This is a genomic window from Novosphingobium jiangmenense (assembly GCF_015694345.1).
Lineage (GTDB): Bacteria > Pseudomonadota > Alphaproteobacteria > Sphingomonadales > Sphingomonadaceae > Novosphingobium > Novosphingobium jiangmenense.
This window is the reverse complement of record NZ_JADQDC010000018.1, coordinates 43,018-57,573: the sequence shown is the minus strand read 5'-3', so window position 1 is coordinate 57,573 and position 14,556 is coordinate 43,018. Positions and strand designations below refer to the sequence as shown.

General features: G+C 66.0%; 11 protein-coding genes. 2 read left to right on the top strand and 9 right to left on the bottom strand.

The annotated features are described in order from the left end of the window. Positions 1-582: 582 nt before the first annotated feature. Together clpB and I2488_RS18470 are read right to left on the bottom strand one after the other, a co-directional pair. Positions 583-3,162, bottom strand: coding sequence for an ATP-dependent chaperone ClpB (clpB, locus tag I2488_RS18475; RefSeq protein WP_196277263.1), 2,580 nt, complete (start codon positions 3,160-3,162; stop codon positions 583-585). A gap of 265 nt (positions 3,163-3,427) precedes the next feature. Further along, positions 3,428-5,047, bottom strand: coding sequence for a M28 family metallopeptidase (locus tag I2488_RS18470; protein ID WP_196277262.1), 1,620 nt, complete (start codon positions 5,045-5,047; stop codon positions 3,428-3,430). A 205-nt stretch (positions 5,048-5,252) separates the two neighbouring features. Here I2488_RS18470 and I2488_RS18465 point away from each other — a divergent pair, with 205 nt between their 5' ends. Then, positions 5,253-8,111, top strand: a complete 2,859-nt coding sequence (locus I2488_RS18465; protein WP_196277261.1) for a M16 family metallopeptidase — start codon at positions 5,253-5,255, stop codon at positions 8,109-8,111. A 153-nt stretch (positions 8,112-8,264) separates the two neighbouring features. After that, positions 8,265-8,561: a hypothetical protein gene (locus I2488_RS18460; protein ID WP_196277260.1), complete on the top strand. Its 297-nt coding sequence runs from the start codon at positions 8,265-8,267 to the stop codon at positions 8,559-8,561. A gap of 58 nt (positions 8,562-8,619) precedes the next feature. Here the strand turns inward: I2488_RS18460 and I2488_RS18455 are convergent, their stop codons facing one another. From I2488_RS18455 to rpsU, 7 genes are all read right to left on the bottom strand, one after another. Further along, entirely contained in the window at positions 8,620-8,787 is a 168-nt protein-coding gene (locus tag I2488_RS18455; protein ID WP_196277259.1) for a hypothetical protein, read from the bottom strand. Positions 8,788-8,892: 105 nt separating this feature from the next. Next, positions 8,893-10,401 (bottom strand): Asp-tRNA(Asn)/Glu-tRNA(Gln) amidotransferase subunit GatB, encoded by a 1,509-nt coding sequence (gatB, locus tag I2488_RS18450; RefSeq protein WP_196277258.1) that lies wholly within the window; start codon positions 10,399-10,401, stop codon positions 8,893-8,895. A gap of 40 nt (positions 10,402-10,441) precedes the next feature. Then, a complete protein-coding gene (locus I2488_RS18445; RefSeq protein WP_196277257.1) occupies positions 10,442-11,596 on the bottom strand; it encodes an acyltransferase family protein in 1,155 nt (384 codons plus the stop codon). Continuing rightward, on the bottom strand, positions 11,590-13,074 hold the full coding sequence (gene gatA / locus I2488_RS18440; RefSeq protein ID WP_196277256.1) for an Asp-tRNA(Asn)/Glu-tRNA(Gln) amidotransferase subunit GatA: 1,485 nt from the start codon (positions 13,072-13,074) through the stop codon (positions 11,590-11,592). Before gatA ends, I2488_RS18445 begins: the two co-directional genes overlap by 7 nt. Beyond that, the gene (gatC, locus tag I2488_RS18435; protein WP_196277255.1) at positions 13,074-13,376 is read right to left on the bottom strand and encodes an Asp-tRNA(Asn)/Glu-tRNA(Gln) amidotransferase subunit GatC; all 303 of its coding nucleotides are present in this window, start codon (positions 13,374-13,376) and stop codon (positions 13,074-13,076) included. The genes gatA and gatC overlap by 1 nt, the downstream gene beginning before the upstream one ends. A gap of 100 nt (positions 13,377-13,476) precedes the next feature. Continuing rightward, positions 13,477-14,043 carry an FKBP-type peptidyl-prolyl cis-trans isomerase gene (locus tag I2488_RS18430; RefSeq protein WP_196277254.1) on the bottom strand — a complete coding sequence of 189 codons (567 nt, stop codon included), beginning with the start codon at positions 14,041-14,043 and terminating at the stop codon, positions 13,477-13,479. Positions 14,044-14,204: 161 nt separating this feature from the next. Then, positions 14,205-14,411, bottom strand: coding sequence for a 30S ribosomal protein S21 (rpsU, locus tag I2488_RS18425; RefSeq protein WP_039331685.1), 207 nt, complete (start codon positions 14,409-14,411; stop codon positions 14,205-14,207). Positions 14,412-14,556: the final 145 nt, after the last annotated feature.

Sequence of the window (14,556 nt, the reverse complement as noted above, 5' to 3'; positions counted from 1 at the left end):
GCAGCCCGCGAGCCGCTGCCACAGCTTCGTCCTCTCACATATGTCCGCCCTCAGGCTGAGCCGACCAGGGGCCCGGAACCGCCCCCCGGCCATTCGCAACCGGTCCCGCGCCCTCCCCGCGCGTGCCACGACGGCACCCGCACCGGTCGCGCGATCTGTGCTTATCCCTCCGGCGTTACCGTCCGCACTCGCCAGCGGATGACCTGCCGTATCGCGTATCCGCAATGCCCACCCCCAACCCCTCCCGCCTGCGGGAGGGGAGAACGAGCGTTGCGTCTTGCCCTCCCGCAAGCGGGAGGGCCGCGAGACTTGGAGAGCGAAGCGAACCTGGTCGCAGCGGGGTGGGCAATCAGCGCCGCGCCAGAGTGATCTCACGCAAAGACGCGAAGACGCGAAGGGGTGGCGCTCTGGTGCGACGGTGCGGGTGGATCGGGGCGTATTGGGCTGTGGGACGCCTGCGGCGAGCGCGGCCTCTTCGCGTCTTTGCGGCTTTGCGTGCGTATCAAGAAACACAACACCTCCGCGCAGCGCGAAGGGGTGTGCCCAACGAAAAAGGGGCCACCGCAGCAGCCCCTTTCCCGATCACTCGACGATGAACGTCAGCGCCCCGTCACCCTCGTCGATCCGCACGGTCGAGCCGTCCGGCACCTCGCCACCGAGCAGCTTTTCGGCCAGCGGGTCCTGCAGATACCTCTGCACCGCCCGCTTCAAAGGCCGGGCACCATAGACCGGGTCGTAACCGACCCGACCCAGCCAGCGCTTGGCCGCATCGGTCAGGTCGAGCACGATCTTGCGGTCCTTGAGCAGCCTGGCCACCCGCGCCACCTGGATCTCGACTATCGGTGCCATGTGCTCCTGGCCCAGCCGGTGGAACAGGATGATCTCGTCCAGGCGGTTGAGGAACTCGGGCCGGAAATGCCCGCGCACCACATCCATAACCTGCGGCTCGACCGTCTGAACGTCCTGTCCCTCCTCCAGATTGGCGAGGTACTGGCTGCCGAGGTTGCTGGTCAGGATGATCAGCGTGTTGGTGAAGTCCACCACGCGGCCCTGCCCGTCGGTCAGGCGACCATCGTCGAGGACCTGCAGCAGCACGTTGAACACGTCCGAGTGCGCCTTCTCGACCTCGTCGAACAGCACGACCTGATACGGCCTGCGCCGCACCGCCTCGGTCAGCACGCCGCCCTCGTCATAGCCCACATAGCCCGGAGGCGCGCCGATCAGGCGGCTGACCGAATGCTTCTCCATGAACTCCGACATGTCGATGCGGACCATCGCGTTGTCGTCGTCGAACAGGAAGCCGGCCAGCGCCTTGGTCAGCTCGGTCTTGCCCACGCCCGTGGGGCCGAGGAACAGGAAGCTGCCGAGCGGACGGTTCGGATCCTGCAACCCTGCACGCGCACGGCGCACCGCCTTGGACACGGCGAGCACCGCGTCCTTCTGCCCGATCACCCGCTGACCGAGCACTTCCTCCATCTTGAGCAGCTTCTCGCGCTCGCCTTCCATCATGCGGTCGACGGGCACGCCGGTCCACTTGCTGACGACGGCGGCGATGTCCTCGGCGGTCACCTCCTCGCGCAGCATCGCGTTCTGGCTCACGCCCTGCGCTTCGGCCAGCTGGCGCTCCAGTTCGGGGATGCGGCCATAGGCAAGCTCCCCGGCCTTCGCCAGATCGCCATTGCGCTGCGCCACTTCCAGCTCGCTGCGCGCGGCATCGAGCGCTTCCTTGACCTTGCCCTCGGCAGCGATCTTGTCGCGCTCGTTCTGCCAGCGCGTGGTCAGCTCGGCCGACTGCTGCTCGAAGTTCGCCAGCTCCTCGCGCAAGGTCGCCAGCCGGTCCTTCGACGCGGTGTCGGTCTCCTTGGCCAGCGCCATCTCCTCGATCTTCATCTGGATGATGCGGCGGTCGAGCTTTTCGATTTCCTCGGGCTTGCTTTCCACTTCCATGCGGATGCGGCTCGCCGCCTCGTCCATCAGGTCGATGGCCTTGTCGGGCAGGAAGCGGTCGGAGATGTAGCGGTTGGACAGCGTTGCCGCCGCGACGATCGCATTGTCGGCAATGCGCACGCCGTGGTGCAGCTCGTACTTGTCCTTGATGCCGCGCAGGATCGAGATCGTGTCCTCCACCGTCGGCTCGCCCACGAACACCGGCTGGAACCGCCGCTGCAGCGCAGGGTCCTTCTCGACGTACTTCTGGTATTCATCCAGCGTCGTCGCGCCGATGCAGTGCAGTTCGCCACGGGCGAGCGCGGGCTTGAGCAGGTTGCCCGCATCCATCGCGCCCTCGCTCTTGCCCGCCCCGATCAGGGTGTGCATCTCGTCGATGAACAGGATGATCTGCCCCTCGGCGCCCTTGACCTCGTCAAGCACCGCCTTCAGGCGCTCCTCGAACTCGCCGCGATACTTCGCGCCCGCGATCAGGGCACCCATGTCGAGCGCCATCAGCGTGCGGTCGCGCAGCGAATCCGGCACGTCGCCATTGGCGATGCGCAGCGCGAGGCCTTCGGCAATCGCGGTCTTGCCCACGCCCGGCTCGCCGATCAGCGCCGGGTTGTTCTTGGTGCGGCGGGCGAGGATCTGCACGGTGCGGCGGATTTCCTCGTCGCGGCCGATCACCGGATCGAGCTTGCCCTCGCGCGCGGCCTCGGTCAGGTCACGGGCATACTTCTTCATCGCGTCATAGGCGTTTTCGGCGCTGGCGCTGTCCGCCGTGCGCCCGCCGCGCAGCTGCGTGATCGCTGCTTCCAGCGCCTGAGGGGTAACGTTCGCTGCCTTCAGGGCCTGCCCCGCCGAAGTCGTCGAAGCGAGCGTCAGCGCGACAAGCATGCGCTCGACGGTCACGAAGCTGTCGTTGGACTTGGCGGCGATCTGCTCGGCGGAATCGAGCACGCGCACGGCATCGTTGTCGAGCCCCGGCGTCTGTTGCGCGCCCGAGCCGGAGACGGCAGCGATCTTCGCCAGCGCCTTGTCGACTTCGGTTTGCGCCAAGGCGGCATTGCCGCCCGCGCGCTGGATCAGCCCGCTGGCCATGCCCTCGCTGTCCTCCAGCAGGGCCTTCAAGATGTGGTCCGGCGTGATCCGCTGATGGTTCATGCGGATCGCAACGGTCTGCGCGGCTTGCAGGAAGCCCTTGGCGCGGTCGGTGAATTTCTCGAGGTTCATAAGGTCGAGTGTCCTCCTGTTGCGCAAGACATGGTGTGGCTTTTTCGCAACACAAGGGTTGCGCCGACGAAAAAGCTACATCGCTCGACCGGGGTGGTTCCTTGATCGGGAGCAATGTGTGGTGCCGATGCCCACCCCCGGCCCCTCCCGCCTGCGGGAGGGGAGTCGGACGACCTGTCCCCGCCCTCCCGCAAGCGGGAGGGCCGCGAGACTTGGCCTTTCGGAGAAAGGCTTAGTCGCAGCGGGGTGGGCACCCCGCGCAACCTCACTTCACCGGATCAGCCGCCTTGGCAGCCTTGGGCGCAAACTCCTTGCCGAAGAAGCTGCCAGCATACCACTTCGGCCGCTCGGCCCCGTTCGCCAGGCCCATCACGGTGTAGTAGTTGACCTTGGCGAAGAGCGCGCCGGCGTCCCAGTCGAACGGCAGCTTCAGGTCGTCGCTCGGCTGGTGGTAGTGGTCCTTGAGGAAGCTGCGGAAGGCCTTCTCGCCCGGGCCTTCGAAGCCGGTCATCATGAACACCGCGGGCACGCCCTGCTGGACGAAGCGGTAGTGGTCGGAGCGGGTGAACAGCCCCTCTTCGGGCATCGGATCAGGCGAGAGCTTGATGCCCGCCTTCTTGGCAGCATCAGCGACGACCTTGCCCATCGTCGAATTCTCCGCGCCGAACGCGACGACGTCGGAGAACATGTAGGTCAGCACCGGCATGTCGAAATTGACAAGGCCGACCACCTCACCCTTCACCACCGGATTTCGCGCGAGGTAATCCGAACCGATCAGCCCGCCTTCCTCGCCAGTCAGCGCCGCGAACATCACCGAACGGCGCGGCTTTTCCTTGGCGACGGCCTTGGCCACTTCCAGCATCGTCGCCACGCCCGAGGCATTGTCCATCGCGCCGTTGTGCAGCGTGTCCTCGCCCTTGCCGTGGATGCCGATGTGGTCGAGGTGCGCGGTCATGCCGATGAATTCGCCCGCCACCGCAGGATCGCTGCCGGGCAGCATCGCCACGACGTTCTCGCTCTGCACGTCCTTCCACGTCTGCGCGTAGGCGAGGCTGGCCTTGGCCTTCATCGCGAAGCCCCTGGGCTTGCCGCCAGTCCTGTTGGCCTCGGCAAGGATCTTGTCGAGCGGCTTGCCCGATGCGGCAAACAGCGGCGCGGCGGCATCGGGGTTGAGCGTGGCGCCGCCCTTGATCCCCGGCGTGCGGGTGAAGGCCTTGCCATCGGTGCCGACCCAGCCCTTGGCCGGACCGTCCGAGATCGCGACACGCTTGTCCCACGGGCGGCGGGCGCTGTCTTCAGTCGTCGGCACGCTGATCACGCCGATCGCGCCGCGCTTCATCGCCATCATCGCCTTGTCGGAATTGAGATGCGCGCCCAGTTCGCTCGGCGTGCCCTTGGGGAAGCCGGTCAGCACGACGACGATCTTCCCCTTCACGTCGAGGCCCTTGTAGTCGTTGAAGCCGAGGTCCGGGCGGTCGAAGCCGAAGCCCGCAAAGACCAGCGGCGCCTCGAAAGCGACCTTGGCATCGGTCAGGCTCGGCCGCACCAGCACCTGGGCGGTTTCGGACAGGACCACCTCCTTGCCGCCATAAGTCAGCGCCAGCCTGGGCGCACCATCCAGCCGCGCCTCGCGCACGGTCAGCTTCTGGAAGAACGATCCATCTGGCGCCGCGGGCTTCAGGCCCATCGCGATGAACTGCGAGGCCACGTAGTTGGCGGCGATGTCGAAGCCCCGGCTGCCCGTGTCGCGCCCTTCCAGCAGGTCGTCGGCAAGGAACGTGACGTGGGCACGCACGGCCTGGGCATCGAACACCGGCTCCTCGGCGAGGGCGGGCATGGCGGCGGTGCCGAGCAACAGGGCGGAAACAAGCAGCTTGACGTTCATCGGTCTCTCTTTGTCGTTCGTCGAAACGGGGTCAGTGGCACATGCCCCAAGGGGCCGCCCCACTTGCGCGCGCGATGATGGGCACTAGAAAGTTTCCGATCAAACCATTTCTGGGGGCACGCGGATCAGCTTCGGTTCAGGGCGGATCTGCTTCCGGATCAAAAGACAACCTTCGCGACTGCGGTCGCCAATCCTCGGGACGCTCATGCAGCACAAGATCTCCGCCAGCCTGCTTGCCCTTGCCGCCGCCACTGCTCTTGCCTCGCCCGCCATGGCACAGGACGCGAAGCCGGCCCCTCTGTCCGACCTCGTCTCGAAGGTCCAGATTCCCTACGAAAGCTTCAAGCTCGACAACGGCATGACCGTGCTGGTCAACACTGACCGCAAGGCCCCGGTGGTCGCGGTCTCCGTCTGGTACGGCGTCGGTTCCAAGAACGAGCCCAAGGGCAAGACCGGTTTTGCCCACCTGTTCGAACACCTGATGTTCAACGGCACCGAGAACGTGCCGGGTGATTTCTTCACGCCGCTGCAGCAGGTCGGCGCGACCGACGTGAACGGCACCACCTGGTTCGATCGCACCAACTACTTCGAGACCGTGCCCACCGCCGCGCTCGACATGGTGCTGATGATGGAATCCGACCGCATGGGCCACCTGCTCGGCGCGGTCACGCAGAAGGTGCTCGATAACCAGCGCGCCGTCGTCCAGAACGAGAAGCGCCAGGGCGACAACAACCCCTTCGGCATCGTCGAATACGAGCAGCTCGAGAACCTCTACCCTTCGGGCCACCCCTATCACCACTCGACCATCGGCTCGATGGCGGACCTCGATTCCGCCAGCCTCGAGGACGTGAAGATGTGGTTCACCGATCACTACGGCCCGAACAACGCCGTGCTGGTCCTGGCCGGTGACATCGACGTGGCGACCGCGAAGGAGAAGGTGAACAAGTGGTTCGGCGACATAAAGCCGGGTCCGCAGGTCAAGCCGGTCAGCGCACCGGTGCCGACCCTGCCCGCCACCGTCGCCAAGACGATCAAGGACCAGGTCGCCACCACGCGCATCTATCGCATGTGGGCAGTGCCGGGCCTCGACAACCCCGATTACCTGCCGCTCGATCTTGCCGCATCGGTGCTGGGCGGCCTTGCCTCCTCGCGCCTCGACGATGCGCTGGTGCGCCAGCAGAAGGTGGCCGTCTCGGTCTCGGCCGATGCCGAAGTCTTCGCCCAGGCCGCGCAGTTCGTGATCAAGGCGGATGTCACCCCCGGGCAGGACCCGGCCAAGGTCGCAGCCGCGCTCGATGCCGAGATCGCGAAGTTCATCAAGGACGGCCCGACCCAGGACGAACTGCTGCGCGCCGCAACTTCTGCCACCGCCAGCGAGATCCGCGGGCTGGAGCGTACCGGCGGCTTCAACGGCAAGGCGCCGACGCTGGCCGAGGGCCTGCTCTACAGCGGCACGCCCGAACATTACCGGCAGGAGCTTGACCGTACCGCCAAGATGACCCCCGCCGAAGTCAAGGCGGCTGCAGCCAAGTGGCTCACGCGCCCCGCCTTTGCGCTGACGGTCGAGCCCGGCACCCGCACCGAGGGCGGTGAAGCGCGCGGCGGGTTCTACACCCAGAGCGCGACCGGCGCCCATCCGGCGTACTTCCGCGATCCCGACATGCCCGCCAAGGGCATCCCCGCCCCGGCCGTTGCCGGCGCGGACCGCTCGAAGCTTCCCGCTGTCGGCCAGCTCGCCCCGCTCGACTTCCCGGCGATCCAGCGTGCGACGCTCAAGAACGGCATCCCGGTCTACTTCGCCAGGCGCAGCGAAGTGCCGACCGTCTCGGTCCGCGTCAGCTTCGATGCGGGCTACGCCGCCGATCCCAAGTCGGCGCTCGGAACCGAATCGCTGCTGCTCAGCCTGATGGACGAAGGCACCCAGAAGCTTTCGGCTTCGGAGTTCGCGCGCGAACGCGAACGCCTCGGCGCCAACATCTCGCTTTCGGCCACCAGCGACCTCACCTCGTTCCAGGTCGATGCGCTTTCGCCCAACCTCGGCGCTTCGCTCGGCCTGCTCGCTGACGTGGTGCGCCGTCCTGCGTTGGCCCCTGCCGACCTCGAGCGCGTGCGCACGCAGCAGTTGACGGCGATCTCGGCCGAGATGAAGAACCCGCAGGCGCTGGCCGCCCGCGTGCTGGTGCCGACGATCTACGGCAGCCACCCTTACGCCTTCCCGTCGAGCGGCCTCGGCGACGCGGAAGTCGTCAAGAAGCTGACGCGCGAGGACCTGCTGGCCTTCCACGCCCGCTGGTTCCGCCCGGACACCGCGCGCATCTTCGTGGTCGGTGACACCACGCTCGATGCCGTGGTCAAGATGCTCGACGACAGCTTCGGCAACTGGCCCTCGAACCGCATGGCGCGCCCGGTGAAGGACTTCTCGGCCGCGATCCCGGCGCAGAAGAGCCGCGTCATCCTCGTCGACCGCCCCGGCTCGCCGCAGTCGTTCATCATGGCCGGCAAGGTCATCGACGCCAAGGGCACCGACGATACCGTCGCGCTCGGCACTGCCAACGACATCCTCGGCGGCAACTTCCTCGGCCGCATCAACATGAACCTGCGCGAGGCCAAGGGCTGGACCTACGGTGCCTACAACGGGATCAGCGAACCGCTCGACAAGGTCCGCTTCCAGGTGATCGCCCCGGTCCAGACCGACCGTACCGGGGACTCGCTGGTCGAGATCAAGCGCGAGATCGACGAGTACGCCAGCACCAAGGGCGTGACGCCTGAAGAGCTCGACTGGTCGACCAAGGGCAGCGCCCGCGAACTGCCCGGCATGTTCGAGACCAGCGCCGCCGTGCTCGACGGCCTTGCCAAGATCGTCAACTACCAGCGCCCGGACGACTTCTACGAAACGCTTTCGGCTCGCTACGGCAAGATGACCGCCGCTGAAGTGGACAAGGCGTTCCGTTCGAAGATCAACTCGGACGGCATGGTCTGGGTGGTTGTCGGCGATGCCGCCAAGGTGAAACCGCAGCTCGACAAGTTCGGCCTGCCGGTGGAGGAAATGGCCGCGCCGAAGTAAGGCCGCTGCTTCAAGCGAACCGGGGGGCGCGCTGCAAGTGCGCCCCCTTTTTCGTGCCGCCAACCGGGGCAACGCTTCGTCACGAGGCGCGCCTTGCTATTGACACGTTTGTAGATAAACTACCCGTCAGCACACCATAACGGGAGAGCACCGATGTCCGTTGCCGGCACCTACAATTGCGTGACGCGTACCCCCATGGGCGACCAGACCAGCACCTTCACCGTCAATGTCGACGGCGACAGCTTCACCGGCACCAACAGCGGCCAGATGGGCTCGATGGATGTCGAGAACGGCAAGGTCGATGGCAACACGCTGACCTGGCAGATGAAGATGACCGTGCCCATGCCGATGACGCTGGATTGCACCGCCACGGTCGACGGCGACAAGCTCGACGGCAAGGTCACCGCAGGCATGTTCGGCACCTTCCCGATGGAAGGCACCCGCGCCTGATCGCTAAGAACGTGTGAACGAGGAAGGGGGAGCGGACTGCGCGTCTGCTCCCCCTTCTTCATGAATCGCCGCGGGCTTCGGCCTCTCGCTGCATCTGCTCGTAGTTGCGTTCGCGTTCGCCTTCCATCGGATGGCGGTTTCCGCGCTTGCTCAGGAAACGCATCAGCAGAAACACGCCGATGAGCAGACCGGCCACGAGCGTGACGATGGCCAGCGTGCCGGTCATGTCCCAAGTGTTCATAAGGCACCTCTCAGTTTACGAGAGGCAACGGCCCCCGCGCGCCTGCGTTCCGGCAGGTAGCACCAACGGAGCCTTGCGCCCGCCGAACCGTCAGGCCAGCTTCTTCTTCAGCAGTTCGTTGACCACGCCGGGGTTGGCCTTGCCCTGCATCGCCTTCATCGTCTGGCCGACGAAGAAGCCGAACAGGGCTTCCTTGCCAGCCTTGTACTGCTCGACCTTGTCGGCATTTGCGGCAAGGATGCCGTCAATCGCCGCTTCGATCGCGCCGGTGTCGGAGGTCTGCTTGAGGCCCTCGCGCTCGACGATGGCGGCAGCGCCGTCGCCGCTCTCGAGCATCTTTTCCAGCACCTGCTTGGCAATCGAGCCGGAGATCGTGCCATCGGTGACCAGCGCCAGCAGTTCCGCGCCCGCCGCCGGGGTGACGGGCGAATTGTCGAGGCCCTTGCCAAGCTTGTTGAGCGCGCCGAACAGTTCGGAGATCAGCCAGTTGGCGGCCTGCTTGGCAACTTCCGCTTCCGGCTTCTTCGCCTTCGCGGCGGTCTCGGCCAGCAGCGCCTCGAACCAGCGCGCGGTCTCGACGTCCGCCGTCAGCACGCCCGCGTTGTAGGCCGACAGGCCGAGCGCGGTCTCGTAGCGATGGCGCTTGGCGTCGGGCAGTTCGGGCAACGACGCGCGGCATTCCTCGAGGAAGGCATCGTCAAGCTCGAGCGGGAGCAGGTCGGGATCGGGGAAGTAGCGGTAATCGTGCGCGTCTTCCTTCGAGCGCATCGAGCGGGTCTCGTTGCGTTCGGGATCGTAGAGCCGCGTTTCCTGCACCACCGTGCCGCCGTCTTCGATCACCGCGACCTGGCGCCTGGCCTCCTGCTCGACCACGGCCATGACGAAGCGGACCGAGTTGACGTTCTTGGTCTCGGTGCGGGTGCCGAAGGGCTCGCCCCCCGGCTTGTCTGAAACCCGGCGGACCGAGACGTTGACGTCGGCGCGCATCGAGCCCTGGTCCATGTTGCCATCGCAACTGCCCACATAGCGCAGGATCGTGCGCAGCTTCGACAGGTAAGCCCCGGCTTCGGCGGGCGAGCGCATGTCCGGGCGGCTGACGATTTCCATCAGCGCCACGCCCGAGCGGTTGAGATCGACATAGGACATCGTCGGGTGCTGATCGTGCATCAGCTTGCCGGCGTCCTGCTCGACGTGGATGCGCTCGATCCCGATGGTCTTGAGGCTCTCGGGATTCTTGTCGTCGAGCTGGATCTCGATCGAACCCTCGCCCACGATCGGGTGGTAGAGCTGGCTGATCTGGTAGCCCTGCGGAAGGTCGGCGTAGAAGTAGTTCTTGCGGTCGAACCGCGACCACTTGTTGATCTGGGCGTTGATCGCCATGCCGGTGCGCACCGCCTGGCGGATGCACTCCATGTTCGGCACCGGGAGCATGCCGGGCATCGCCGCGTCGACAAGGCTGACCTGCGTGTTCGGCTCGGCACCGAACGCGGTCGCCGCGCCCGAGAACAGCTTGGCGTTGGAAGTGACCTGCGCGTGGACTTCGAGGCCGATCACGACCTCCCATTCGCCGGTTGCGCCCTGGATACGATATTCGCTCATGATCCGCCCGATAAGGTGTGAGGGATGGGTTGGAAAGGGGTCAATTGGCCGGTTTCGGCATGGGTTGCCCGGCCATGCGCCGCGACCACGCCCGCGCCGGTTGCTCGATCAGCTTCGCGAAAGGCACCGCGACGATCAGGCACAGCGCCATGATCAGCAGCTTCATCGCATCGGCCTGCCAGCCCGGCCCCACCAGCGCGTCCTGACCGCCGATCACGGTATCGGCAATCATCAGCCCGAGGCGGGGCTGCAGCACCGCGAGGAGATCGAACACGCGGCCGATCACGAAGACATGGACGATGTAGAGCGCGTAGGACATCGTCCCGAGCCACTGGAACGGCGCAGCGCAAAGCAGGCGCGAGACCAGCCCGCGCTGCAGGACGCCCAATGCGACGAGCGCAGTGGCAGCAAGGTCGAACGCCAGCAGGCTCCCGCTGCCCCACAGCACTGCACCGACCGCGACGAAGGCCGCCAGTTCCAGCGCAGTCGCGGCGGCGACGGGGATCGCAGGAGGAGTCGAGCGCTCCCACGCACGGTGCAGCGCAAGGCCGAGGCCGAACCCGGCAATCCCGCGTCCGATGTTGGAGGTCAGGCCGAAGAAATCACCGTCGGAGGTCGTGAACGTCAGCACCGCCACCGCCAGCGCGAGCCATGCCAGCCACACGCGCTCCCCCGCGATCCGCCAACCTGCGGCAGCTAGGAGATAGAGCAGCATCTCCACCGAGACCGACCAGCTCGGGTGGTTCCAGATAGGGCCGAGCGATGGCACCACGCCCTGAAGCAGTAGGAAGGCGATCGGCAGGTCCGCCGGATCGTTGCGCCCGGCCAGAAGGCCATGCGTACGCAGTTCCGGCCGCAGCACGCCCAGCACCAGCATCGACAGCGCGAAGACCGCGATCATCGCGGCATGGAGCGGCCAGACGCGGCCCCAGCGCAGCCAGATGAAGCGCGAGAACGGGAAGCCGGCCGAGAGCTTCGCGCCATAGGACGCGGCAATGACGAAGCCCGACAGGATGAAGAACAGATCGACCATGCGGCCGAAATGCAGGTCGAAGCCAGCCGCCGAGATCCCGGCGACGGTCGGGATGTGGTGAAACACCACCGCCAGCGCCGCAATCCCGCGCAGGGAATCGAGGACGGGATAGCGCAACGGTTTCACCGCCCCGCCGCTCCCGCCGGTCGAGTGTCTTACCACCACTTCTCCGGACGCGCCGAGAACTGCGCGCGCTGTTCGAGGGCGAGGCTGGCATTGAGCACGCCCTGTTCGTCGAACGCCTTGCCGATGACCTGCAGGCCCAATGGCAAGCCGTTGCGGTCAAGCCCGGCAGGCACCGACATCGCCGGGAGCCCGGCAAGGCTGGCGGGCACCGAGAACACGTCGTTCAGGTACATCTCCAGCGGGTCGGCGCTCTTTTCGCCCAAGGCGAAGGCCGAGGACGGCGCGGTGGGAACGAGGATCACATCGACGTCCATGAACGCATTGGTGAAATCGCGCGCGATCAGCGTGCGGACCTTCTGCGCCTGGGTGTAGTAGGCATCGTAGAAGCCCGCCGAGAGCACATAGGTGCCGATCATGATGCGGCGCTTCACTTCCGGACCAAACCCGGCGGCGCGGGTCGCGGCGTACATGTCCTGCAGGCCGGCGCCATCGGGCAGATCGCGCAAGCCGTAGCGCACGCCATCGTAGCGGGCGAGATTCGACGAGGCTTCGGCAGGCGCGATGATGTAGTAGGTCGGCAGCGCGTACTTGGTATGCGGCAGGCTGATCTCGACGATCTCCGCGCCTGCATCCTTCAGCCAGGCGATGCCATCGTCCCAGCTCTTTGCAACGTCGGGGTCCATCCCCTCGAGGCGGTATTCGCGCGGGATGCCGACCTTCTTGCCGCGCATGTCGGCATTGAGGCTTGCGGTCCATTCGGGGACGGGCAGGTTGAGGCTGGTGGAATCCTTCGGGTCAAACCCGGCCATGGCTTCGAGCATGATCGCGCAGTCGGTCACGTCATGGGCCATGGCGCCGGCCTGGTCGAGCGAGGAGGCGAAGGCGACGACGCCCCAGCGCGAGCAGCGGCCATAAGTCGGCTTGATGCCGGAAATACCGGTGAAGGCGGCGGGCTGTCGGATCGAGCCGCCAGTGTCGGTGCCGGTGGCGGCAGGGGCGATGCGCGCGGCGACCGCAGCGGACGATCCGCCCGAGGAGCCACCGGGTGCCAGCGGCGCGGTATCACCAGGGCGGCGCCACGGCGAGATCACGTTCCCGAAGGCCGAGGTCTCGTTCGACGAGCCCATCGCGAACTGGTCGAGGTTGAGCTTGCCGAGCATGCCCGCGCCCGCGTCCCACAGCTTCTGCGAAACGGTCGATTCATACTGCGGCTTGAAGCCTTCGAGGATCTTCGATGCAGCGGTGGTCTGCGTGCCCTTGGTGGCAAACAGGTCCTTCATGCCGATGGGGACGCCCGCCATGGTGCCGAGCGGCTTGCCGGCAGCGCGGTCCGCATCGACCTTGGCGGCAGCTTCCAGCGCCTTTTCGGGCGTGGTGACGATGAAGGCATTCAGGGCGGGCTGCGCGGCCTCTACCGCCGCGTTGAAGGCGGTGGCGACTTCGGTGGCGGAAAATGTGCCCTTGGCCACGCCATCGCGGATGGCGGCAATGCCGAGATCAGTAATATTCGTCATTATTCGATCACCTTGGGCACGCCGAAGAAGCCATGTTCGGGCGCGGGCGCATTGGCCAGCACCGCATCGCGCATGTCACCGCCGGTCAGCGGGTCGGCGTTGACGACATCGTCGCGCAGGCGCTGATGGTTGGGGATCACGGCGGTCATCGGCTCGATGCCGGTCACGTCCACTTCGCCGAGTTGTTCGACCCAGGCGAGGATGCCGTTGAGTTCGGGGACCATGGCCGAAAGATCGGCCTCGGTAACCTTGATGCGGGCCAGCGAGGCGATCTTGGCCACGGTGGCGGTATCTACGGACATTGTCGGATACTCGCGACAGAGAAAAAGGAACGCCGCGCGCTACCAGAGCGCACGGCGTGCTTCAAGCCGAGGCCGTCCCGCAGGGGACGCCCGGCCTCGATCAGGGTTGCGGAGCCGGCATCGGCGGCATCGGCATCGGCGCGCCGCCCGGAGCTGCCCCTGCCCCGCCCTGCATCTTCTGCATCTGTTCGAGCATCATGCGCTGCTGCTCAAGCTCGGCGGCGCTCTTGAAGTCGATCAGTTCAATTTCGAAGACGAGGTCCGAATTGGCCGGGATCACCACTTCGCCGGTCTGCGGATTGCGCTTTTCCTCGGCACCGTAGGCCTTTTCAGCCGGGATCTCGAGGACGTACTTGCCGCCCTTCTGCATCTTCGAAAGACCTTCGGAGAAGCCGGGGATCACGGTTTCGAGCGGCAGCACTGCCTTCTCGCCACGGTCGAATTCCTTGCCGCTGGCAAGCCGGCCGACATAGTTGATCAGCGCCACGTCAGACTTCGTCGGCGATGCGCCGGTACCGGCCTTGACCGTCTCGATCTCGACGCCTTTGTAGCGGGTGCCATAGGCGACGCCCGAGCCGAGCACGACAGCGGCGATGACGCCGAGCCAGATCTTGCCGACGGAGCCCTTGGCGACGGGCTGGAGCGGAACGCGGGTGATTTCCGACATGCTTTCCCCCTGGAGTCGCGACTCACGAAGCGAATCGCGCCGGATGATTCGAATGACCTTGCCGAAGCCCACGAAAAAGGGCGCCGGTTTGCGGCGCCCTCTTGGCCCATCAGGGCGCTGTCGGCAAGTAGCCAGATGGAGCGTTTCCGCCCCGATCCTTCTTACTTGACGCCGTCGCGCTCCTGGCGCTTGCGCTCGAGCTTGCGGGCGCGGCGAACAGCGGCAGCCTTTTCGCGAGCGCGCTTTTCCGAGGGCTTCTCGAAGTGGCGACGCAGCTTCATTTCGCGATACACGCCTTCACGCTGCAGCTTCTTCTTGAGTGCACGAAGAGCCTGGTCGACGTTGTTATCGCGAACGAGAATCTGCATAAACCGCTACACCTCAATCTGTCGGCGAGAGCCCGCGTAACCGGCGGGAGTCACCACGAATCTGGAAACACAAAACAAGCCGAATCCGTACAGGACCGGCCCGAACGGGAGCGCCATTAGTCAAAACGGCCCTCAAAGGCAAGCA